This window comes from Salinispora goodfellowii (genome assembly GCF_059570675.1).
Map to the genome: position 1 here is coordinate 329,891 of NZ_JCANTD010000002.1, position 21,631 is coordinate 351,521.

Genomic DNA, 21,631 nt, shown 5'->3' on the forward strand with positions numbered 1-21,631 from the left:
GGTGGACGCGACGGCGTGGGGGCGTCCGGTCCGGCGCCGGTGTGCGAGCGACGCGGGGTCGTGGGGGGCGTCCGGTCCGGCGCTGCCGGCGTGAGAGAGTTGCCATCATGCGTGCTCGCCGTCTTGTCGCCGCCGCCAGCCTGGTGGTCGGCCTCGTCGCCCTGACCGGATGTCGTACCGAGCCGGGTGTCGCCGCGTACGTGGGTGACCAGCAGATCACCGAGGACACCGTGGACAGCATCCGCGACGAGCTGCGGGACAGCCGCGCCGCGACGGAGGCGCCCGAGCTCGGTGGGCCGGCCCCGCAGCTGCCGCCCCGGTCGCAGGTCGTCGGCGAGTTGGTGCTCGGCACGGTGTGTGACCAGGTCTCCGCTGACCGGGGCTACCAGCCGCAGCGGCGGGTGGAGCCGGTTCAGGTCGCCGGTCAGCTCGGTCTCCCGTCGGAGTCGGAGTATGTGCGGCAGTTGGCCGCCCTGCACACCTGCCTCTCCGGGCTGCCGGTGGGCGACTCGGTCGCCCCGACCGAGCAGGAGCTCGCGGAGGTGATCGCCGCTGGGCGTGTGTCCGGAGCGATTCCTCCGGACACTCCGGATGCCGTGGTCGCCGGTCAGCTCGACGGCCCCCAGCTGCGCAACGCGCTGGCGAGCCGCCGGGCGCTGGCCGAGGCTGCTGGGGAGTACGACGTCACGGTCAATCCCCGCTACCGGCCGCTGGAGTTCCCGGTACTTAGCTTCTCCCCCGAGGTCGCGGCGGTGAGTGTGCCCCTGGGGGAGGCTGGCTCGGACGCGGTCACCGACGTCTCCAGCCCGGAGCCGCCGACCGGGTCGGACCAGCCGGCCTGAGCATGACGGCGCGGATCACTCTGCTCGTCACGTCGCCGCGGCTGCCGGCCGGGCTGCTCACCGCAGCCGCGTGGGACGTCGTACGCCAGCATCCGGTGCTGGCCGGGGCGGAGAGCGAGTTGACGGCGGCGCTCCGGGTCGCGGGTGCCGAGGTCACCGTCGTGGCCGGCCCGGCCACTCCGGCGTTGCTCGACGCTGCCACCACCCGCGGCGGTGCGGTCTGGCTCGCCGGCCCGGCCGGTGACGAGTCACTCGCTCGGGAGCTGGGCCTGCGACTGGCTCGGGAGCCGGGGCTCGCCGAGTTGGAGCTGCTGTACGGGTCATGGGACCCGCCCGGAGCGCGACTGCTCGACGCGGTGGCGGTGCTGGACCGGCTCGCCTCGCCCGGGGGTGACCCGTGGAAGCGGGCGCAGACCCACCGCAGTCTGGCTGGCTTCCTGTTGGAGGAGTGCTACGAGGCGTACGACGCGATCAGCGCCGGTGACACCGACGCGCTCCGCGAGGAGCTCGGGGACGTGCTGCTCCAGGTGGTGCTGCATGCCCGGCTCGCCGAGGAGTTGCCCGAGGGCGAGCGGTGGAGCGTGGACGACGTGGCCGGTGGCCTGGTCGACAAGATGGTGCGGCGCAATCCGCACGTCTTCGCCGAGGAGCAGGCCGGCACCCTTGCCGAGATCGAGGAGAACTGGGAGCGGATCAAGCGGGCGGAGAAGGCGCGCGACTCGGTGCTGGACGGCATCGCCCTGAGCCAGCCCGCCCTCGCCCTGGCCGCCAAGATCATTGACCGGGTCGCCCGGGTGCGGCTCGCCGTCGCGCCCCCGCCGCCGCAGTCGCAGGTCGACCCGGAGGCGCGGCTCGGCGCGGAGTTGCTGGGGATCGTTGCCGAGGCCCGCGCCGCCGGTCTGGACCCCGAGGCGGCCCTCCGTCGCGCCACCCTCAACCACGCTCGGTCCGTCCGCGCTGCCGAGGGCTCCACTGCCACAACGAGCTGAGGCGCCGGCCGGAGCCGGTTTGGGAGCGGGACGTGTGGAGATGTCCCTCACCGCAGCGGTCGTACATCAACGACCCGCATCCCGGCCATCCGGGCCGCCTCGATGCCTTCGCGGGCCGCAGACCACACCCCGCCACTCTCCGTCACCACCGGATGTGAGGCAGGGCCGTTAACTGACACTCCCATGGTCGGCTACAGCGGCGCCTGGCGGCAGCTCGAACATCGTGTTGTCAGCCGTCTCCCGGTAGCCGGTCAGGGCTACCTCGACCAGCTGGCCATCGAGTCGACCGGTGAAGCTGCCCAGGGCCCCCTCGGCGGTGACGCAGACGGTGAGGTCGCCGGCGTGCCGGCGCACCTCGACGCAGGTCGCCTGCCGCCCGGCCAGGGTGGTGTCATTGCTGGTGATGCTGGACTCCGGGTCCAGCGCGGCAACGGTCAGCAGCTCCAGCACCGCTGGCGGGGTGATCAGCCCCTGCTCCTCGGCGGCGGCGAAGACGGCCACTGCCGGCTTGTCCGGTTTGTCCGGCGGCGGTGCGATCGTACAGGCCGTCCGTCCATCGGCGGTCTCGCACCGGGTGGTCGCCTCCTCGGTGGCGGTCAGCCGGCCGGCCGTCCACTGGTAGGTGGCGCGGGCCGGCTCCTGGTCCTGCGCGATGGTCGCGGTCTGCCCGGACGCGAGCTGGTAGTCGGCCGTATAGGTGCGGATCAGGGATCCGTCCAGCCGGTTCGCGAGGTCGTTGACCAGGTCGGCGTGGCTGATGGTCTGGCCGGCCTCGTCCAGGCTTTGACAACCGGTAACGGTGAGCGACGCGATGGCGGCAGCGGCGAGTAGCCGGAGCGGGGTCGAGATGGCGGACATGACGACCAGCCTCGCCGATCGGATCGAGTGTGCGCAAACTCCGACGTCGGTTGACATCGGAGAATACCGGAATGTCGGGCAGGCTGCCCGATGGAAAGGGCCGGCGTGCGACAGCGCGGCCGGAGATTCAACCGCCGGGTGCCGCGTCGCGCTCCAACGCCGCCCGATACGCTGCGTGCAACACCTTCCCGCCGCACCGTCGCGGCCATCACCGAACGGCAACACACACGAGGAGCGACTCAGTGGCAACCATCGAGGGAATCGTCGCCCGGGAAATTCTCGACTCACGGGGCAACCCGACCGTCGAGGTCGAAGTTGGGCTCGACGACGGTACGATCGCCCGTGCTGCGGTGCCCTCGGGCGCCTCCACCGGTGCCTTCGAGGCGATCGAGCTGCGCGACGGTGAGAAGGACCGCTACCTCGGCAAGGGCGTTGCCAAGGCCGTCTCGAACATTGAAGACAAGATCGTCGACGAGCTGATCGGATACGAGGCCAGCGAGCAGCGGCTGATCGACCAGAAGATGCTCGACATCGACGGTACGGACAACAAGAGCCAGCTCGGCGCCAACGCGATCCTGGGCGTTTCCCTGGCGGTGGCGAAGGCAGCCGCTGGCGCCGCCGAGCTGAGCCTCTTCCGTTACCTCGGCGGGCCGAACGCGCACCTGTTGCCGGTTCCGATGATGAACATCCTCAATGGTGGGGCGCACGCGGACTCCAACGTCGACATCCAGGAATTCATGATCGCGCCGATCGGTGCGCCGACCTTCCGGGAGGCCCTGCGTTCCGGCACCGAGGTCTACCACGCGCTGAAGTCGGTGCTGAAGCAGAAGGGGCTCTCCACCGGCCTCGGCGACGAGGGTGGCTTCGCGCCCAACCTACCGACCAACGCCGCCGCGCTGGACCTGATCTCGGAGGCGGTCGAGAAGGCGGGCTACCGGCTCGGCACCGACATCGTCTTCGCGCTCGACGTGGCCGCGACCGAGTTCTTCGAGAACGGCACCTACACCTTCGAGGGTGCCGCGAAGACCGCGGAGGAGATGAGCAGCTACTACACCAAGCTCGCCGACGCGTACCCGATCGTGTCGATCGAGGACCCGCTGGCCGAGGATGACTGGTCCGGGTGGCGGACGCTGACCGCTGCCGTCGGCGACCGGATTCAGATTGTCGGCGACGATCTGTTCGTCACGAACCCGCAGCGGATCGCCCGCGGTATCGCCGAGAACGCCGCCAATTCGGTCCTGGTGAAGGTTAACCAGATCGGTTCGCTCACCGAGACCCTGGACGCGGTGGACCTTGCCCACCGGGCTGGCTTCCGGTGCATGATGAGCCACCGCTCCGGCGAGACCGAGGACACCACCATCGCCGATCTGGCGGTCGCCACCGGCTGCGGCCAGATCAAGACCGGCGCCCCGGCCCGCTCGGACCGGGTCGCGAAGTACAACCAGCTGCTGCGGATCGAGGAGGAGCTGGCTGACGCCGCGCGGTACGCCGGACCGGGCGCGTTCCCGCGCTACCGTTCTGCCTGACAGCCGCGCAAGCTTCGGGGGAGGGGCAGGGGATGCAGCAGCGCCGCACGCCGGGTGGACAGCGTCCGGCCCGCCGGCCCGGTCAGGCCGGCCGGTTGGGCGGTGCCCGGCCGGTTCGTGCGGGCGGCGTCCGCGCCGAGTCGCGGGCGACCGCCGGCCGTGCGCCGGGCGTGGTCCGGAGCGCCGACGGAGCCCGTTCGGCGAACCGGCCGGCCGCTCGGCGCGCGGCCTCCGGCAGTGCGGTGAAGCGGCTCTCCGCCCCCCGTCCCCGACGGGGCACCGGGCGGGCGACCGTGCTGGTCGCGGTGCTGATCGCCCTCGCTCTTGGCTACACCTATCCGGTCCGGGTCTACCTGGACCAGCAGACTGATATCGCCCGGATGGAGGCCGCCCAGGCGGCGCAGCGGGCGGAGATCGAGAGGATTGCCGCCGAAGCCGCGAAGTGGCAGGACGCGAAGTATATCGAGGCAAAAGCCCGGGAACGCTTCTTCATGGGCCGCGAAGGCGAACAGTTGCTGATCGTGCTCCCCAACTCGCCGGGGGAGGCCGAGGGGGCGGGTCAGCCTGCCGGTCCGGACGGCCGGGCCGGGGCCGACCGGTGGTACGACACCCTGTGGTCGAGTGTGACGGCCGCGGATCAGGAACGGCCCGGCGAGTGAGTGTCGGTGCTGCACCAGGAAGGACACCGTGACAGTCGTACCACCGCAGGAGCCGGCGGCATCCTCCGTACCGCTGCCGCGACGCGAGCCGGCCACCCCAGCCGACCTGGCCGCGGTGGCGGGGCAGCTGGGCCGTCCGCCGCGGGACACCCGGGCGGTGGCCCACCGCTGTCCGTGCGGCATGCCCGACGTGGTGGAGACGACGCCGCGGCTCGCCGACGGCACGCCCTTCCCGACGCTCTTCTACCTGACCTGTCCCCGGGCGACGGCGGCCTGTAGCCGGCTGGAGTCCGCCGGGCTGATGAAGGAGATGGCCGACCGGCTCGCGGCGGATCCGGAGTTGGCCGCGCGCTATCGCGCCGCGCACGAGGACTACCTCCGGCGCCGGGAGGCGATCGGTCACGTGCCGGAGATCGCCGGAATCTCCGCCGGCGGGATGCCGGATCGGGTCAAGTGCCTGCATGTGCACCTCGGGCATGCGCTCGCCGCCGGTCCCGGTGTCAACCCGTTCGGAGACGAGGTGTTGCGGTTGGTCGAGCCGTGGTGGGCGGGAGGGCCATGCGTGGCCACGCCAGCGGACGAGTGAGATGACTGCTGCCGGCGGACTCGTGGTCCGTCGAGCCCGGACGGCGGACATTCGGGGGATCCGGCGGCTGATCGACACGTACACCGACGGTCGGCGGCTACTCAGCAAGGCGACCGTGACCCTCTACGAGCACGTGCAGGAGTTCCGGGTCGCGGTGACACCCACCGGAGACGTGGTCGGTTGTGGCGCCCTGCACGTCATGTGGGAGGACCTGGCAGAGATCCGGACGGTGGCGGTCGACCCGAGCTGTCGGGGTGGCGGGATCGGGCACCAGATCGTGGGCGGCCTGATCGACGGTGCCCGGGAGTTGGGGGTGGCTCGGATCTTCGTGCTCACCTTCGAGACTCGCTTCTTCGGTCAGTTCGGGTTCACCGAGATCGACGGGGCGCCGGTGCCATACCCGGTCTACGAACAACTGCTGCGCTCGTACGACGAGGGTGTCGCGGAGTTCCTCGACCTGGAGCGGGTCAAGCCGAACACGCTCGGCAACACCCGAATGCTGCTGCGGCTCTGAGTCGGCCGTCTGGCCTGCCATAGGGTTGCGGGCGTGACGACGCGTGTGGCCGCCATCGACTGCGGGACCAATTCGATTCGCTTGCTGGTCGCCGACCTGCCGGATCCGGGCGCCGGAGCGAGCGCACCGCTGGTCGAGTTGAGCCGCCGACTGGAGACCGTTCGGCTGGGCCAGGGCGTGGACCGCACCGGTCGGTTGGCCCCGGAGGCGATCGAGCGGACCCGGGTGGCGCTGGCGGAGTACGCCGTCGAGATCGAGGAGTCGGGCGTCGACCGGGTGCGGATGTGTGCCACGTCGGCCTCCCGGGACGCGGAGAACGCCGCCGACTTCCGCGACATGGTGGAGCGGACGCTGGGGGTCGCCCCGGAGGTGGTGACCGGGCAGGAGGAGGCGCGGCTCTCGTTCACCGGGGCAGTTCGTGGCCTGTCCGGCTCGACCCGGGAGCCGTACCTGGTGGTCGACATCGGCGGTGGTTCGACGGAGTTCGTCGTGGGCACCAGCAGCGGTGGTGTGGACGCCGCGATCTCGGTGGACATTGGTTGTGTCCGGATGACCGAGCGGCATCTGCAGGGTGACCCACCGGATCCGGCCGAGATCAGGGCGGCCGAGGCGGACATCGTGGCTGCCGTGGACCGGGCGCTCGATGCGGTGCCCGGTCGGGAGGCCGCCACGCTGGTCGGGGTCGCTGGCTCCGTCACCACGGTGGTCGCGATCGCCGAAGGGCTGACGGGGTACGACCCGCAGCGTATCCACCATGCCCGGGTGTCGCATCGGGCGGTGGCGGAGGTGACGGCTGATCTGCTGGTGGCGACGCGTGCGCAGCGGTTGGCGATCCCGGTGATGCATCCGGGGCGGGCCGACGTGATCGCGGCGGGTGCCCTGGTGCTTCGCGTGATTATGGAGCGTTCGGGAAAGGACTTCGTGGTCGCCTCCGAGCACGACATTCTGGACGGTATCGCCTACAGCCTGCGGTAGGACCGACACCGAACGGTTCCCTTCGCAATACGGCCGAACCAGCCCAGATTTTCGGATGGTCCGGATAGGCTGAGACTGTTTCATGGTCAGGCTTTCGTGGCGAAGGGAGCATGGTGGGCGGGAAGGAGGAGACGGTCACCGTCGGTGAACTACTACTTGGTCGCCTGCACGACCTCGGTGTGCGGCACATATTCGGGGTGCCGGGCGACTATGCAATGGAATTCACCGATCAGGTCATGGCCTTCGACGGCATTGACTGGATCGGCAGTTCCAACGAACTCAACGCCGGCTACACCGCGGACGGCTACGCGCGGATTGCTGGCATCGGGGCAACTGCCACCCAGTACGGTCCGGGTGAGCTGTCGGTGCTCAACGCCCTGGCCGGCGCGATGGCCGAGTCTGTACCCGTCGTTTCGATCGTCGGTGGCCCTTCGACCGAGATCATGCGCCGCCGCACCTCGGTTCATCACTCTTTCGTGGATGGCGACTTTGACCATTGGGCCCGGATGGCGTGCGAGGTTACGGTTGCCCAAACGTCGTTGACCGCGGAGCATGCGCTGCGGGAGATTGATCGGGTGCTGGGCGAGTGTTGGTCGCAGCAGCGTCCCGTGTACATCCGAATTCCGGGGGACGTGGCGGTGGCTTCGGTCCCGCGCCCGGCGCGACCTTTCCGGCGCCCGGAGCCGGTCACCAACGCGGCGCAACTGGACGCGTTTGCGGCTGCTGCGCAGCGTCGGCTCGCTGGCGCCCAGCGGCCGGTTTTGCTGGTGGGAAACGTGCCGATCCGGCTGGGCTTGGGGCCGGCTGTCGCCGCGTTCGCCAGCGAGTGCAACTGGCCCGTTGCCGCGCAGGCGCTCGGTCGGGGTCTGTTTGACGAGGCTGACTCCCGTTACGTCGGGGTCTATTCTGGCTTGGAGAGTCGGGACGCGGTCCGGGAAGTGGTCGAAGGCGCCGACGTCGTGGTCTGTCTGGGAATCACGTTCATGGACTGGAATGGCCTGTTCACCGCGGAGCTGGATCCGGATCGGATCATTAATCTGGGGCCGGATGCCGCATCGGTCGCCGGTACCCGTTTCGGCCCGATCTCCATGGCTGCGGCGTTGGGCCGGTTGCACCAGCTGGCTGTCCGTCGTACGTGCGGCTGGTCGAGCGGGGTGGTCCCGGCGAAGGGCCTGTCCGAACTGGACAGGGTGGGTAATACGCCGATCACTCACGAACGGCTCTGGCCGGCGATCGAGGCTCAGTTGCGGCCGGGGGACGTGGTGGTCGCGGAGGTCGGGACCGCCTTCTTTGGCCTGGAGATGATGCGTCTGCCGACCGGGGCATCGGTTGTGGCGGGGCCAATCTGGAGCTCGGCCGGCTACGCTGTTCCTGCCGCTTTCGGTGCCGGGGTCGCTGGACCGGACCGGCGGGTGGTATCGATCACCGGTGACGGTGGAGTGCAGATGTCCCCGCAGGAGATCGGCCAGATGTTCAACTTCGGTCATTCGTCGCTAATCGTCATGGTCAATAATTGTGGCTACGCTACCGAGCGGGTGCTCGAGAAAGCGGTGGGGGAAGAGTCTCAGGGCTATGCTGAGATACCCAACTGGCGGTACAACAAGCTGTTGGCGGTGTTTGCGGCGGAAGGGGACTTCGTCGCGCGCACGGTCCGCACCGAGGCCGAGCTGGCCGATGTCCTGGCCGATCTCGACGAGCCTCCGGAGCGGTTGACCTTCGTCGAGGTGATCGTCGATCCGACGGATGTGCCCGAAGGCATGCCGGAGTGGAGCCGGGAGGCCTCCGCCGCCATCTATCACGCGAAGTTTCCCGCTCCGGCTCGCCTGCCCTGGAGCGGGCTCAACTAGTCCGGCGGGCCGTGCTGGCAGCTGCTCCGCGCGGCCGGTTGACGCTACTGTGCATTGAATAGTACTGTCTTTTGTATGGACACCACACAGCTCTTGAAGGGCGTGCTGGACCTGGCTGTCCTCGCGGTGCTTCGGGAAGAGGACGGCTACGGCTACGACATCCTGCGTCGCCTGCGCGACGCCGGCCTGACCGAGGTGGGCGACGCCTCCGTCTACGGCACATTGCGCCGCCTCTTCGCGGCGGGGCTGCTCACCACGTACGTGGTGCCCAGCGAATCCGGGCCACACCGCAAGTACTACTCGCTGAACGCCGCCGGCCGCGACCAAATCGCGCGCTCCGGCAAGCTCTGGCGCTCATTCGCCAGCACCATGGACACGCTGCTCGACGATCGGGGGAGGGCGGCATGACCGTCACTGAGCGGGAGATAGCCGACTACGTCACCCAGGTTCGAAGCGCCCTGACCGACCTGACGCCGGCGGTCCGCGACGAGCTGACCGAAGACCTGCCAGAGCACCTCGCCGTGGTGGCCGCCGAGTCCGACGGAACGCTGGTGGAACGGCTCGGCGAGCCGGCGGCGTACGCCGTTGAGCTGCGGATCGCCGCCGGGGTCGGCACCGGTCGCCGGTCGGCGACCGGTGAGCTGACCGCCGTCGTTGACCGGGTCCGTGCCCGGCTGAACGCGCTCGACCGGCAACTCGGCCCACCCCTCGGGTATCCGACGGTGCGCGCCTTCCTGCACCTACTCGCCCCGGGCTGGTGGATTCTGCGCGGCTACCTCGCGGCCCTGCTGCTGGCCGTGCTCACCACTGGTCTCAATGGAATCGGGTTACTGCCCAGGGTCGGCGGCCACCTGTCGCTTGGCCTGATGATCCTGGCGGCCCTGGTCGTCGCCTCGGTCATGCTCGGTCGCCGGGACCGCGGGTCGCGAATCTGGTCGGGACGGCTGCTGGTCCTCGGTAACCTGGTGCTCGTCGGGTTCGGGCTGGCGGCGCTGGCTCACCTGGAGGATCGGCGCGGTTCGGACAACTACTACACCCCGATCTCGGTCGACAGTCAGTACGACCACATCCGCGACGTCTTCGTCTATGACAGCGAGGGCCAGCTGGTGGACTACGCGCGGCTGTTCGACCAGAACGGCGATCCGATCCGACTCGGCTACCCGGACTGCCCTGACCTGCGGGACCTGGGTGGCAACGCCAATCCACTGCTGCGCGCCTACCCGTACTGCCCGGACCTGGCACCGTTCGGACCGCGGCCCACGGCTGACGCGTCCCCGCCGGCTCTCCCCGCTCCACCCGGAACGGTCCAACCGGACTCGGCTGTCCCGCCAACCGTGCCGGAGACCGCACCAACCACGCCGGAGGCCCCGTCGCCCACAACGGAGACCGCACCAACCACGCCGGAGGCCCCGTCGCCCACAACGGAGACCGCACCAACCACGCCGGAGATCCCGTCGCCCACAACGGAGACCGCACCGACCACGCCGGAGATCCCGCCGACATCCGCGCCCGCGCCGGGTGTCGCGCCCACCGGCTGAGCGCTCCGGGAAGTGCCGACGCTCGTTTCGGGGCTATAAGTCGCAGTTAGTAGCGACGTAAATGACCGAAAGGATGAGGCCGCGGGGCATTAAGCGGGTTGTTGATCGTTTACGTTTTCCTCCGCACTACTAACCCCTGGAAGGGAAATCCGTGCCGGAGCAGGTCGTACCCCCCGCCAACCCCGACGTCCCGCAGCCGGCGGGCATGCAGCCGCCCACCGGTGTGCCCCAGGCCGGCGCCCCAGCCCCAGAGCCGGCTCGGAAGTCCGGTCGCAAGAAGGTCCTCGGCATCGTCGGTGCGATCGTCGCGTTCCTGGTGGTCGCCGGCCTCAAGTTCGGCCTCGGCACGGTGCTCGGCGGGACCGACGAGACCGCGGAAGCCAAGGCTGGCGACTGCATCGGCGAGCTATCCACGATCAGCAGCGACGAGATGGAGGCGGTCGACGGTGGCAAGGTCGTTGACTGTGCCTCCGCCGAGGCGAGGTACAAGGTCGTCGGTCGCGTAGAGGATCAGACCGAGGCGCAGGCCGAGTCCGGCGAAGCGTGCGACCAGTTCTTCCAGGAGAACGAGGAGTACTACATCCTCAGCACCATCACTCCGGGCAAGACGGGCTATCTGCTCTGCCTGACCGACAACTCCTGAGCGGCGTACGGGAGGATGGCGACGGCGGCGCGGTGGAACCGCGCCGCCGTCGCCATCCCCGAGCCATCGATTGGTGTCCGGGAGGTGAACGCCACTTCTCCGGTGTCTTCCCGGGGCCCGTGTGGCGTGGCAGGCTACCGGCACGTAGGACCACTGGGCGACCAGCCAACGATGACTGACCGCTAGGAGGACGGCCGATGGGCGACATGGTGACGTACCGGTGCAACGGTGGTACGGGCGAGGGGTATCTCGTGGTACCGCCTGGCGGTACGGCCAGCCCGGCGGTCATTGTGATCCAGGACTGGTGGGGCCTGGCGTCGCACGTCCGAGCGGTGGTTGACCGCTTCGCTGAGGCCGGCTTCGTCGCCCTCGCCCCGGACCTGCGGCGCGGCGGGCCGGCCAGCAAGCCGGAGGAACCCCGGCAACTACTCGACAGCGGGCAGTTGGACGCCGCCGCGGCGGACGTCGCCGCCGCGGCCGACTACCTCGCAAGTCGGCCGGAGGTTGCCGGCAAGATCGGTTGCGTCGGCTTCGGTGCCGGGGCCAGCCTGGCGCTCTGGTCCGTTGCCCGCACCGAGCGGATCGTGGCGACCTCGGCCTTCTACCCCCGGCTGCCCGGGGAGAGGACGTGCCCGGAGGGGGCGGAGTACGCGGGCAAGGCCGCCGCCATCCACTGCTGCGAGGCCGACGGCACCGCGGCCGACCCCGGCGTGCAGTTCGTTCGTCGGGCCATCGAGGCTGGTGGCGGCGCCTGTCAGACCTACGACTACCCGGGCACCGCGCACGCCTTCTTCAACGAGGACCGGCCGGAGAACTTTGACCAACGGGCCGCCGCCACGGCGTGGGCCCGCACCCTGGAACTCTTCCGGGCGAAGCTTGGCTGACCACGGATCGGTGTATCCCGGCGGAACACCCGCCGGGATGCGGCGCCTGCCGCGGGTACCCGCGGTCGCAGCCCGGCCACGCACCCCCGAGCAGGTAGCCGGGACCGCGGCCGGGGCGACCAGCCTCGCCGCACTCGATGCGGCGATCAGCGACTGCTTCGCCTGCCCCCGCCTGGTCGACTGGCGGGAAGAGGTGGCCCGCACCCGACGCGCGGCCTTCCGGGAACAGGAGTACTGGGGGCGCCCGGTGCCCGGCTTCGGCGACCCGAGGGCCCGCATCGCCCTTCTTGGCCTCGCACCGGCCGCGCACGGCGGCAACCGGACCGGCCGGGTCTTCACCGGCGACCGCTCCGGCGATGTCCTCTTCGCCGCCCTGCACCGGGCCGGGCTGGCCAACCAGGCGACCAGCGTCGCCGCCGACGACGGGTTGACCCTGCGCCACACCCGAGTCTTCGCGGCGGTGCGCTGCGCGCCGCCGGCTAACAAGCCCACCCCGGGCGAGCGCGATACCTGCCGGCCCTGGCTGCACCGCGAGGTCGCGTTGCTCCGGCCGAACCTGCGGGTTGTGGTCGCGCTGGGCGCCTTCGCCTGGGCCGCGTGGTGGCCGACTCTGCACCGGGCGTACGGCATGTCCCCGCCCAGCCCGCGACCCGCTTTCACGCATGGGGCACACTGGTCCGGGAACGGCGCACCGGATCTGCTGGGCTGCTACCACGTCAGCCAGCAGAACACCTTCACCGGGCGGCTGACACCAGAGATGCTGGACGACGTGTTCGCCCGGGCGAAACGACTGGCCGGGGTGGAGTAAGGGCTGCGGGGCATTGCGATGACGGACCGGAAGCGCCGATCCGCATCCTCGGCTCCCGCCGACACTGGCGTGCTGCGCCGGTGGTGGCCGCTCGCAGCGGTGCTGCTCCTGTTGGCCGCCGCCACCGCCGCGGCCGCGCACTCGTCGCTCGGGGCCAGCCGCATCCCGCCCGCGGCCGAGCAGCTGCCGCTCGTCCCGGAATACCCGACGGCCGAGCCGGCCGCATCGATCCCGGTAGAACCGCGCGACGCGGGCGAGCTGAACAGCCAGCAGCGCCCCGACTGGCTGCGAAGCGCACTCCTTGCGCTGCTCGGGCTGGCCGGGCTGGCCGTTGCCGGCGTCCTCGCCGGGACGCTCCTGCGCAGTGTGCTGCGCCGAGGCTCTCGGCGCCGCCCCGAGCGGCGGGTCCCGCGCACGGCCGAAGGCACGGCCCGCGAGGTGGTCGCCGCGCTCGACGCCGGCCTGGTCGACCTCGACGACACCGGCACCGATCCGCGTACGGTGGTCATCGCCTGCTGGGTTCGCCTGGAGGAAGCCGCCGCCAGCGCCGGAGTGCGTCAACTGGCCGGCGACACCCCCACCGAGCTGGTGGTGCGCCTCCTGCGGGGTGACCCGGCCGCCGGGGTGCCCGCGATCGCCAGCGCCGACGTGCTGGCCGATTTCGCGCATGTCTACCGGGAGGCGCGTTACGCTACCCGGCCAGTGGACGAGCGTACCCGGGACCAGGCCCGGGCCGCGTTGCGTCGGCTCCGCGGGGAGCTGACCGCGCTGGCCGGCGCGAGCGGGGAGGGGTCGGCGTGATGAACCGAGGGCTCCGGACCGGGTACGAGGAGGTGTCGCGGTGAGCGGCACCAGCATCGACGACCTATTCAGCGGCGCGGAGGAGCGGAGCCCGCAGCGGCGCCCACGCCGGGGTTCGGCTCGCGACCAACCGCTGCGGCTGTTGCTGCGTAACCTGGCCGGCGTCGGGGCCGTGCTGGTCGTTGTGGTCGCCGGTCTACGTGCGGTCGGGCTTCAGATGTCGTTGCCGGTTTTGGTCGCTGGCGTACTCGCGCTCTTCCTGGTCCGCCAGGTTGTTCGGGCGCTCCGCCCACCACGTGCGTCGCCGGCCGTTCACCTGGCCCTGTCCGACCCGGCCGAGCCCCGCGGGAGTCGCGGCGACCAACACGACGCGCTGGGCGCGGCGATCAACAGTTGGGAGAGCCCGCTGGACTGGGCGGCCACCCGGGCCAAGCGGTTCAACGGGACCATCCTGCCCCGACTCGGCGAGCTGGCCGACGAACGGATCCGGCTGCGGCACGGGGTGACCCGCGGGTCGGATCCCGCCCGCGCCCGCGCCCTGCTCGGTGATCGGTTGGCTACCTTCCTGGAGCACCCGCCTCGCCGCCCGCCGTCGCCGCGCGAGCTCGCGGCGATCGTCGCCGAACTGGAGAAACTGTGATGAACGACGTGGACCGCAAGCTACCCGCCACGGAGGTCGGCCACCTTGCCCACGCGGTGCTGGACGCGGTGGGCGAGGTCGTGGTCGGAAAACGGGAGGCGCTGGAGCTGGTCCTCGCCGGGATTCTGGCCGGCGGGCACGTGTTGCTCGAAGACCTGCCCGGGCTGGGTAAGACGCTGACCGCCCGGTCCTTCGCCCAGGCCCTCGGGCTCGATTTCCGGCGGCTCCAGTTCACTCCGGACCTGCTGCCCGCCGATGTCACCGGCTCCTTTCTCTACAACCAGCGCAGCGGGGACTTCGCCTTCCGCGCCGGGCCGGTCTTCACCAACCTGCTGCTCGCCGACGAGATCAACCGTACTCCGCCGAAGACCCAGTCCGCGTTGCTGGAGGCGATGCAGGAGAAACAGGTCTCGGTGGAGGGCGTCACCTACCGGCTGGATGAGCCGTTCCATGTGCTCGCCACCGCCAACCCGGTCGAGTACGAGGGCACGTACCCGTTGCCCGAGGCCCAGTTGGACCGCTTTCTGCTCCGGGTCTCCTTCGGATATCCCGAGCCCGGCGAGGAGTGGGAGGTGCTGCGCCGCCGGATTTCCCGCCGTCGCGAGGAGGCGGAGATCAAACCGGTGGTGCACGCCGCGACCCTGCGCGCGATGCAGGCCGCGCTGGAGGACGTGGTGGTGGAGGACTCGATCGGTCAATACCTGGTCGCGCTGACCGCGGCTACCCGGGAGCACCCCTCGGTGCTGGTCGGTGCCTCCCCGCGCGGCTCGCTGGCGCTGCTGCTGCTGTCCCGGGTCCGAGCCGTGATGGCCGGCCGGGACTACGTGGTGCCAGAGGACGTCAAGGAGGTGGCGGTACCGGCGCTGGCGCACCGGATCACGCTCCGTCCGGAGCTGTGGCTGCGTCGGGTCGCTCCGGCAATCGTCGTTGACGAGGTGCTGGCGGACACCCCGGCTCCGGCCAGCGGCGCGCTGCCCAGCTACGCCACCGGCCTGCCCGTCCGCTGATGACCTCGCCCACCGTGCCGGCACCGCCGGAGCAGACCGGTGGCTGGACGCCGACCTGGGCGTTCGGCCGGGCGGTACTCCTGACCGGTCTGCTCCTGATCGCCGGCGTGCTGCTCGGGCGGGTGGACCTGGTCGTGTTGGCCGCTCCGTTCGCGATCGGCACCGCGTACGCCCTGCGTCGCCGGCCCGCCGCGTCGCCGCTGGTCCAGATCGCCGCCGCCGAGGGAAACCAGGTGGAGGGGGGCGAGCTCTCCGGGCAGATCACCGTTGGTAATCCGGACCCGGTCGACTATGACCTCGCGTTGCTGCAGAGCCGAGCGTCGCGTTGGTTGCGGGTCGACCGGGTGACCGTTGCCGGTACGGCGGCGAGCCACGCCGCGGCGCGCGGCGGGCAGTCGGTCGTTGACCGTCCCCTGGCGACCGCCGTACCGGCTGGTGCCCTGGTCGAGGTGGAGCTCGCCGGCACCGTGCGCCGCTGGGGACGGCACCCGCTGGGGCCCGTCGGGGTCCAGGCCTACGCCGCGCTCGGCTTACTGGTCTCCCAGGCGGTGGTGGCCGAGGCGGTCCCGGTCAGTACCTACCCGGTGACCGATCCCTTCGATGCGGTGGAGGCGATGCCCCGCGCGGCGGGCCTGGTTGGTGCACACCACTCGCGTCGCCCCGGCGAAGGCGGTGAGCTGGCCGGCGTACGGGTCTTCGGCCCCGGTGACCGGCTGCGGCGGGTGGACTGGCGGGTCTCGCTGCGGGCCCGACAGCTGCACGTCGCGGCCACCCTCTCCGACCGGGACGCCGAGGTGGTGCTGCTGCTCGACGTGCTCGCCGAGGCGGGCCGCTCCGGTGGGGTCGGGGGCGCCGCCTCGGTGCTGGACACGACGGTTCGGGCCGCCGCGGCGATCGCCGAACACTATCTGCACCGGGGCGACCGGGTGTCGTTGCTGGAGTACGGCCCGGCCGGCCGTCGGCTACGTGCCGCCACCGGCCGCCGCCACTATCTGACAGTGCTGGAGTGGTTGCTCGACGTGCATCCCCAGTCTTCCCCAGATGAGCTGCATGACGCGGGCTTCGGACCGCAGCTGCTCTCCTCGGATGCGTTGGTGGTGGTGCTCACGCCGTTGCTGGAGGAACGATCCGCGCAGATGCTGGCCCGGCTGGCCTGGTCGGGGCGCTTCGTGGTGGCGGTGGATACCCTCCCTGTTGATCTGACCCCGTCGCGGGAGCGGCGGTGGTCGGAGGCGGCGCACCGGCTGTGGCGGCTGGATCGGGACACGATGCAGCGCCAGCTGCGGGAGCACGGTGTGCCGGTGGTGCGGTGGGCGGGCGCGGGCAGCCTGGACGAGGTGCTGCGGGACGTGGCTCGGCTGGCGACTGCGCCGAGAGCGGGTGCCCGGTGAGCCGGGCTGGCCCGGGCCGAGGCCGGGCGGCGATGTGCGCTGTGGTTGCCCGGGCCGAGGGCGGGCGGCGATGAACGCCGTCGTCGCCCGGGCCCGCGCGGCCCGGCGCGCGGTGACCCGGATCGCGCTGGCGCCGTTGCTGCTCCGGGCGGGCATCTTCTTCAGTGCGTTGGTCGGGTTGTTGCTCGCGTTACCGGTGGAGGTCCTGCGGGGGCAGCTGCTGGTGGTGGTGCCGGTGGTGGCGCTGTTGCCGGCGGTGGGGCCGCGGCGGATCTGGCCGACCGTCGTCGCCCTGCTGACCGTGGGCGGGTGGGTGTTGGCAATCGATGGCTACGATCGGCCGGTCGCGCTCTGGCGGTTGTTTGCCGTGGCGGCGGCGCTCTATCTCAGCCATTCCCTGTGCGCGCTGGTGGCCGTGCTGCCGTACGACGCGGTGGTGGATCCGGCCCTGGTGCTGCGCTGGCTACTCCGGGCGGTCGCCGTGCTGCTCGGTACGGCGGTGCTGGGCGTGCTCCTGGTCGAGCTGGCCGGCGTCGGCGGAGCGCAGGGGCTGCAGGTGGTGACGGTGGCCGGGCTGGTGGTGGCGGTGCTGGTGACTGCGCTGCTGGGGTGGCTACTCCGTCGGCGCTGACTGTGGTATGTCCGGGTTAGGTGGGGTCACCGGTTGTGTTGAGTCACAACCGGCTCCGTAGCCGGGGATTTGCCGAGTCACCGAGGAAAGATGGAGGCGTGAATCCGAAGCGGATCCTTGTGGTGGGTGCCGGACACGTCGGGCTCTACGCGGCGCTGCGGCTGTCGAAGAAGCTCGGCCCACGGGAGGCCGAGGTTGTCGTGGTCGACCCGCAGCCCCACATGACCTATCAGCCATTCCTCCCGGAGGCGGCGGCGGGCAGCATCTCGCCCCGGCACTCCGTGGTGCCGCTGCGGCGGGAGCTGCGGCGCTGCACGGTCGTCGTGGGCGCGGTCACCCGGATCGACCACGCCGCCAAGACCGCCTCGGTCCAGCCGATCGTCGGTCCGACTCGCGAGATCCGGTACGACCAGGTGGTCATCGCCCCCGGCTCGGTCTCCCGGACCCTGCCGATTCCCGGGCTGCACGAGCATGGCATCGGGTTCAAGACCATTGGCGAGGCGATCTACCTGCGCAACCATGTGCTGGATCGGCTCGATGTCGCCGCGGCCACGCCGGATCCGGCGCTGCGCCAGCGGGCGCTGACGTTCGTCTTCGTCGGCGGGGGTTACGCCGGCATCGAGGCGCTCGCCGAGATGGAGGACATGACCCGGAGCGCGCTGCGGTACTACCCGGAGCTGAACCCGGACGACATGCGGTGGGTGCTCGTCGAGGCGACGCAGCGGGTGCTGCCCGAGGTCGACCCGGACATGGGTGCCTACACGGTGCAGCAGCTCCTCCGGCGTAGAATGGACATTCGGTTGGGTACCCGGCTGGAGTCCTGCGTTGACGGGCTGGTGGAGCTCTCCGACGGCGACAGCTTCCCGGCCGACACGATCGTCTGGACGGCCGGGGTGAAGCCCTCGCCGATGCTGGACGCGACCGACTTCCCCCGCGACGAGCGGGGGCGGGTCACCTGTCAGCCCACGCTGCAGGTCGTTGACGGTGATCAGGTGGTGGCGGACGCGTGGAGCGCCGGGGACTGCGCCGCGGTGCCGGATCTGACGAAGGAGCCCGGCAGCTACTGCTCGCCGAGCGCCCAACACGCGGTACGTCAGGCGAGCCGGATGGCCGACAACATCGTCAACGCCATCCGGGGCCGGGAGCCGGTGCCCTACCAGCACCGGCACGCCGGCAGTGTCGCCAGCCTCGGCCTCTACCAGGGGGTCGCGCAGGTCTATGGCATCAAGATGAGGGGCCTGCCCGCCTGGTTCATGCATCGGACGTATCACATGAGCCGAATTCCCTCGCTGAACCGGAAGGTCCGGGTGGTCGCCGACTGGACGTTGGCTTTCTTTCTCAGGCGTGAGGTGGTCGCCCTCGGTCAGCTGCATGATCCGCGTGAGGAGTTCGCCGAGGCGTCCCAGCCGGTCAACCCCCGGTAGCCGGGACGCGGGGCTCGCCCCCGCGGCGCGGCGCGGTCCCGGCGACGCCCGGGCACCTGGGACTGCGAGTACGTCTGCTGGCCAAGACCGGCTACGGTGGCACTGCACCGTCGCGTGTCGACGTGCCGGTGTCACCCGCCCGGGTGGTGGAATGGCAGACACGGCCGCCTTAAAAGCGGCTGCCGCAAGGCGTGCGGGTTCGATCCCCGCCCCGGGCACCTGCGTCAGCCGTCGTCGGAGCGTCGTTCAACACCGCCCCCTGTGCGATCTCCACGAATCCGGTTGGCCGTTTATCCTTGATGCTGCACGTTGACGTGCACCAACCCCCTGAGGGAGGCCTGACAGTGAAGACATCGAACCCGGTGCTCGCCCGGCTCGGCCAGGCGGCCGAGCGTGAGCGGGCCACCGGGTACGCCCCGACCGGGCCGTACGGACAGCCCGGCTACCCCCAGCAGTACCCGACGCAGGCCGGCTACCCGGCTGCGCCGCCGACCGTCAACACCATGACGGTTGACGACGTGGTGGTGAAGACGGTCAGCCTACTCGGCATCCTCGGCGTGGTCGCCGCTGCCTCGTGGATCATGATCCCGGAGGCGCTGCTCGGTGTCGCGTGGATTGGCGCCGCGATGGTCGGCCTGGTGCTCGGCCTGATCATTTCGTTCTCGCGGATGGCGAACCCGGCGCTGGTCGTCGCGTACGCCGTCGTCGAAGGCGTGCTTGTTGGTGCTGTCAGCAAGTACTTCGAGACGCTCTACGACGGCATCGTGCTCCAAGCGGTGGTTGCCACCTTCGGCGTCTTCTTCCTGATGGCGATGCTCTACCGGGCCAAGGCCATTCGGGCCACCCCGAAGTTCGTAAAGGGCATGGTCGCGGTGATGGCCGGCCTCTTCGCGGTCATCATGATCAACCTGGTGTTGTCGCTCTTCGGCATCAACACCGGGCTGCGCGACGGCAGCCCGCTGGCGATCGGGTTCAGCCTCGTCGTCATCGTGGTGGCGGCGCTCAGCTTCGTGCTGAGCTTCAAGGAGGTCGAGGACGGCGTCCGGATGGGGCTGCCGCAGCGCTACTCCTGGGTCGCCGCCTTCGGCATCCTGGTGAGCCTCATCTGGCTCTACATCGAGATCCTTCGACTGTTGAGCTACTTCCAGGGCGACGACTGATCGGCTGCGCTGAACCGGCGATGCCCAGCCCCGTGAGCGGGCCGGGCATCGCCGTTTCAATTCGCGGCTGGCTGCTCCGCGGCGGTTCGTCGCCCGGCGACGAAGCTGGTCAGCGAGATTGACGCGCAGGCGGCCGAGGCGCCCGGCGTAGACTCGGCAGGGTGGAGCAGGCCGGGGACTTGAGGCGGACGGTGGAGCTGATCGTGCGGCAGGTGGGGCACTGGCAACAGCCACGGTGGGCCGCCAGCGCTGCCGGCGGAGATGTCTCCCGGGCCGATCTCGTGCACCGGCTCGTGCAGGAGTTCGCGAATCTGGCGGCTGACGCCGAGGCGCGGCCGCGCCGACGCGTGCCTCGACTTGACCACGATGTTGCCCTGCCGGACCAGCTGCGGGTGGTGGCGGCCGATCTGCTTGCCGCCCGGGCATCGGAGGCAGCGCTGGCGCAGGCCACCAGCGCGGCCACGGCGACCCGCGCGGCCCTCTGAGCGCCACCAGCGCGGCCACGGCGACCCGCGCGGCCCGCTGAGCGCCACCCGCCGAGCCGGCCCGTACCGGGCCGGCTCCCGAAACCCTCAGGTCAGACGTTCGATCACCATGGCCATGCCCTGGCCGCCACCGACGCACATCGTCTCCAGGCCGATCGTCGCGTCGTGCCACTGTAGGGCGTTGAGCAGGGTGCCGGTGATCCGTGCGCCGGTCATGCCGAACGGGTGGCCGACGGCGATGGCGCCGCCCATCACGTTCAGCTTCTCCTCCGTTGTGCCCAACTGCCGGTAGGAGGGGATCACCTGTGCGGCGAAGGCCTCGTTGATCTCCACTAGATCCACGTCGTCAATGGTCATCCCGGCCCGCTTCAGGGCCTGCTTCGACGCCTCGACGGGGCCGAGCCCCATGATCTCCGGCGAGAGCGCGGTTACGCCGGTCGAGACGATTCGCGCCAGTGGGGTGACTCCGAGTTCACTCGCCCGCTGGGCGCTCATGATCACTACGGCGGCGGCGCCGTCGTTGAGGGGGCAGCAGTTGCCGGCGGTGATCCGGCCGTCGGGTCGGAAGACCGGATCCAACTGGGCGACGGCGGAGAGCGTGACGCCGGGTCGGGGACCGTCGTCGGCGCTGATCACGGTGCCGTCCGGGGTGGTCACCGGGGTGATCTCCCGAGCCCAGAACCCAGCGGCGATCGCCTGCTCGGCGCGGTTCTGGCTGCGCACGCCGAACTCGTCCATCTCGGCCTGGCTGACGCCGTGGACCTGGGCGAGGTTCTCCGCGGTCTGCCCCATGGCCAGGTAGATGTCGGGCAGGTCGCCGGCGTCCCGCGGGTCCGTCCACACCTCGGCCCCGCCGTTGGCGCGCGCCGCCGAACGCTCCCGCGCGGCGCTGAAGCGGGGGTTCTCCCAGCCCCCACCGACCAGCGCCTGTGCCTCCGGCGGCAGACTGTCGGAGGTGCCCCGGGCGTACCGGGAGACGGTCTCGACGCCAGCGGAGACGAAGACGTCACCTTCGCCTGCCCGAATCGCATGCATCGCCATCCGGGTGGTCTGCAGGGACGAGGCGCAGTAGCGGGTCAGGGTGGCTCCGGGCAGGTCGTCGTGCCCCATCAGGGTGGCGACCACGCGGGCCAGGTTGAAGCCCTGCTCACCGCCGGGCAGACCACAGCCCAGGTACAGATCGTCGATCTCGCTCCGGTCGAGCTGGGGGATCTTGTCGAGGGCGGCCTGCACGATGGTGGCGGTGAGGTCATCGGCGCGGAACTCGCGCAGGGACCCCTTGCGGGCCCGGCCGATGGGGGAGCGGGCGGTGGCGACGATGACAGCGTCGCGGGACGACTCAATCGGCATGGACCAAACCTAACCGGTCAGTAACATCGGGCGGAAGTCGTGCCGGGCCCGGGAAATGTCACCGCGGCGGGCT

The 21,631-nt window shown here is 70.7% G+C and carries 23 protein-coding genes and 1 tRNA gene; 22 read left to right on the plus strand and 2 right to left on the minus strand.

Translation table 11 applies throughout. From position 1 onward, the window contains the following. Positions 1-107: 107 nt before the first annotated feature. Positions 108-842, plus strand: coding sequence for a hypothetical protein (locus T398_RS03935; protein ID WP_496444628.1), 735 nt, complete (start codon positions 108-110; stop codon positions 840-842). Positions 843-844: 2 nt separating this feature from the next. Continuing rightward, entirely contained in the window at positions 845-1,831 is a 987-nt protein-coding gene (locus T398_RS03940) for a nucleoside triphosphate pyrophosphohydrolase (RefSeq protein WP_496444630.1), read from the plus strand. Positions 1,832-1,999: 168 nt separating this feature from the next. Here the strand turns inward: T398_RS03940 and T398_RS03945 are convergent, their stop codons facing one another. Continuing rightward, positions 2,000-2,689 carry a hypothetical protein gene (locus tag T398_RS03945; protein ID WP_496444632.1) on the minus strand — a complete coding sequence of 230 codons (690 nt, stop codon included), beginning with the start codon at positions 2,687-2,689 and terminating at the stop codon, positions 2,000-2,002. A gap of 242 nt (positions 2,690-2,931) precedes the next feature. On the opposite strand from T398_RS03945, the gene eno reads away from it, so the two are divergent. From eno to T398_RS04045, 20 genes are all read left to right on the plus strand, one after another. Further along, entirely contained in the window at positions 2,932-4,215 is a 1,284-nt protein-coding gene (eno, locus tag T398_RS03950; protein ID WP_496444634.1) for a phosphopyruvate hydratase, read from the plus strand. Between the two features lie 32 nt (positions 4,216-4,247). Then, positions 4,248-4,874, plus strand: a complete 627-nt coding sequence (locus T398_RS03955; RefSeq protein ID WP_496444636.1) for an FtsB family cell division protein — start codon at positions 4,248-4,250, stop codon at positions 4,872-4,874. 28 nt (positions 4,875-4,902) lie between these two features. After that, positions 4,903-5,460 (plus strand): DUF501 domain-containing protein, encoded by a 558-nt coding sequence (locus tag T398_RS03960; protein WP_496444638.1) that lies wholly within the window; start codon positions 4,903-4,905, stop codon positions 5,458-5,460. Between the two features lies 1 nt (position 5,461). Continuing rightward, complete coding sequence (locus T398_RS03965) at positions 5,462-5,974, plus strand: amino-acid N-acetyltransferase (RefSeq protein ID WP_496444640.1); 513 nt, start codon at positions 5,462-5,464, stop codon at positions 5,972-5,974. 45 nt (positions 5,975-6,019) lie between these two features. Beyond that, the gene (locus T398_RS03970; RefSeq protein ID WP_496444936.1) at positions 6,020-6,949 is read left to right on the plus strand and encodes a Ppx/GppA phosphatase family protein; all 930 of its coding nucleotides are present in this window, start codon (positions 6,020-6,022) and stop codon (positions 6,947-6,949) included. 110 nt (positions 6,950-7,059) lie between these two features. Then, the gene (locus tag T398_RS03975) at positions 7,060-8,796 is read left to right on the plus strand and encodes an alpha-keto acid decarboxylase family protein (protein WP_496444642.1); all 1,737 of its coding nucleotides are present in this window, start codon (positions 7,060-7,062) and stop codon (positions 8,794-8,796) included. Between the two features lie 75 nt (positions 8,797-8,871). Continuing rightward, complete coding sequence (locus T398_RS03980; RefSeq protein WP_018218608.1) at positions 8,872-9,204, plus strand: PadR family transcriptional regulator; 333 nt, start codon at positions 8,872-8,874, stop codon at positions 9,202-9,204. Continuing rightward, positions 9,201-10,334 (plus strand): HAAS signaling domain-containing protein, encoded by a 1,134-nt coding sequence (locus tag T398_RS03985; RefSeq protein WP_496444644.1) that lies wholly within the window; start codon positions 9,201-9,203, stop codon positions 10,332-10,334. Before T398_RS03980 ends, T398_RS03985 begins: the two co-directional genes overlap by 4 nt. A 151-nt stretch (positions 10,335-10,485) precedes the next feature. Continuing rightward, complete coding sequence (locus T398_RS03990) at positions 10,486-10,977, plus strand: LppU/SCO3897 family protein (RefSeq protein ID WP_496444646.1); 492 nt, start codon at positions 10,486-10,488, stop codon at positions 10,975-10,977. 197 nt (positions 10,978-11,174) lie between these two features. Next, positions 11,175-11,861, plus strand: a complete 687-nt coding sequence (locus T398_RS03995) for a dienelactone hydrolase family protein (RefSeq protein ID WP_496444648.1) — start codon at positions 11,175-11,177, stop codon at positions 11,859-11,861. 37 nt (positions 11,862-11,898) lie between these two features. Further along, positions 11,899-12,669 (plus strand): uracil-DNA glycosylase, encoded by a 771-nt coding sequence (locus tag T398_RS04000; protein WP_496444650.1) that lies wholly within the window; start codon positions 11,899-11,901, stop codon positions 12,667-12,669. A gap of 18 nt (positions 12,670-12,687) precedes the next feature. Then, entirely contained in the window at positions 12,688-13,470 is a 783-nt protein-coding gene (locus tag T398_RS04005) for a DUF4129 domain-containing protein (RefSeq protein WP_496444652.1), read from the plus strand. 40 nt (positions 13,471-13,510) lie between these two features. Further along, positions 13,511-14,110, plus strand: a complete 600-nt coding sequence (locus T398_RS04010) for a hypothetical protein (protein ID WP_496444654.1) — start codon at positions 13,511-13,513, stop codon at positions 14,108-14,110. Further along, positions 14,110-15,117 (plus strand): AAA family ATPase, encoded by a 1,008-nt coding sequence (locus T398_RS04015; RefSeq protein WP_496444656.1) that lies wholly within the window; start codon positions 14,110-14,112, stop codon positions 15,115-15,117. Before T398_RS04010 ends, T398_RS04015 begins: the two co-directional genes overlap by 1 nt. Further along, positions 15,117-16,508 carry a DUF58 domain-containing protein gene (locus tag T398_RS04020; protein WP_496444658.1) on the plus strand — a complete coding sequence of 464 codons (1,392 nt, stop codon included), beginning with the start codon at positions 15,117-15,119 and terminating at the stop codon, positions 16,506-16,508. Before T398_RS04015 ends, T398_RS04020 begins: the two co-directional genes overlap by 1 nt. 70 nt (positions 16,509-16,578) lie before the next feature. After that, positions 16,579-17,139, plus strand: coding sequence for a hypothetical protein (locus T398_RS04025; RefSeq protein ID WP_496444660.1), 561 nt, complete (start codon positions 16,579-16,581; stop codon positions 17,137-17,139). A 98-nt stretch (positions 17,140-17,237) separates the two neighbouring features. Next, positions 17,238-18,563, plus strand: coding sequence for an NAD(P)/FAD-dependent oxidoreductase (locus T398_RS04030; protein ID WP_496444662.1), 1,326 nt, complete (start codon positions 17,238-17,240; stop codon positions 18,561-18,563). A gap of 137 nt (positions 18,564-18,700) precedes the next feature. Further along, a tRNA-Leu gene (locus T398_RS04035) sits at positions 18,701-18,781 on the plus strand. A gap of 126 nt (positions 18,782-18,907) precedes the next feature. Then, on the plus strand, positions 18,908-19,723 hold the full coding sequence (locus T398_RS04040) for a Bax inhibitor-1/YccA family protein (RefSeq protein WP_018727124.1): 816 nt from the start codon (positions 18,908-18,910) through the stop codon (positions 19,721-19,723). A 161-nt stretch (positions 19,724-19,884) separates the two neighbouring features. Next, on the plus strand, positions 19,885-20,208 hold the full coding sequence (locus T398_RS04045) for a hypothetical protein (RefSeq protein WP_496444665.1): 324 nt from the start codon (positions 19,885-19,887) through the stop codon (positions 20,206-20,208). A gap of 87 nt (positions 20,209-20,295) precedes the next feature. Here T398_RS04045 and T398_RS04050 read toward each other — a convergent pair whose 3' ends face one another. Further along, the gene (locus tag T398_RS04050) at positions 20,296-21,558 is read right to left on the minus strand and encodes an acetyl-CoA C-acetyltransferase (protein WP_496444667.1); all 1,263 of its coding nucleotides are present in this window, start codon (positions 21,556-21,558) and stop codon (positions 20,296-20,298) included. Between the last annotated feature and the right edge of the window lie 73 nt (positions 21,559-21,631).

Bases quoted from the DNA above. Each gene is read 5' to 3' on its own strand.
- T398_RS03945 (WP_496444632.1), bottom strand. From the start codon at position 2,689: ATGTCCGCCATCTCGACCCCGCTCCGGCTACTCGCCGCTGCCGCCATC.
- T398_RS03980 (WP_018218608.1), top strand. From the start codon at position 8,872: ATGGACACCACACAGCTCTTGAAGGGCGTGCTGGACCTGGCTGTCCTC.
- T398_RS03955 (WP_496444636.1), top strand. From the start codon at position 4,248: ATGCAGCAGCGCCGCACGCCGGGTGGACAGCGTCCGGCCCGCCGGCCC.
- T398_RS03975 (WP_496444642.1), top strand. From the start codon at position 7,060: ATGGTGGGCGGGAAGGAGGAGACGGTCACCGTCGGTGAACTACTACTT.
- T398_RS03965 (WP_496444640.1), top strand. From the start codon at position 5,462: ATGACTGCTGCCGGCGGACTCGTGGTCCGTCGAGCCCGGACGGCGGAC.
- T398_RS03985 (WP_496444644.1), top strand. From the start codon at position 9,201: ATGACCGTCACTGAGCGGGAGATAGCCGACTACGTCACCCAGGTTCGA.
- T398_RS04000 (WP_496444650.1), top strand. From the start codon at position 11,899: ATGCGGCGCCTGCCGCGGGTACCCGCGGTCGCAGCCCGGCCACGCACC.
- T398_RS04005 (WP_496444652.1), top strand. From the start codon at position 12,688: ATGACGGACCGGAAGCGCCGATCCGCATCCTCGGCTCCCGCCGACACT.
- T398_RS03935 (WP_496444628.1), top strand. From the start codon at position 108: ATGCGTGCTCGCCGTCTTGTCGCCGCCGCCAGCCTGGTGGTCGGCCTC.
- T398_RS03940 (WP_496444630.1), top strand. From the start codon at position 845: ATGACGGCGCGGATCACTCTGCTCGTCACGTCGCCGCGGCTGCCGGCC.
- T398_RS04050 (WP_496444667.1), bottom strand. From the start codon at position 21,558: ATGCCGATTGAGTCGTCCCGCGACGCTGTCATCGTCGCCACCGCCCGC.
- T398_RS04025 (WP_496444660.1), top strand. From the start codon at position 16,579: ATGAACGCCGTCGTCGCCCGGGCCCGCGCGGCCCGGCGCGCGGTGACC.
- T398_RS03995 (WP_496444648.1), top strand. From the start codon at position 11,175: ATGGGCGACATGGTGACGTACCGGTGCAACGGTGGTACGGGCGAGGGG.
- T398_RS04020 (WP_496444658.1), top strand. From the start codon at position 15,117: ATGACCTCGCCCACCGTGCCGGCACCGCCGGAGCAGACCGGTGGCTGG.
- T398_RS04015 (WP_496444656.1), top strand. From the start codon at position 14,110: ATGAACGACGTGGACCGCAAGCTACCCGCCACGGAGGTCGGCCACCTT.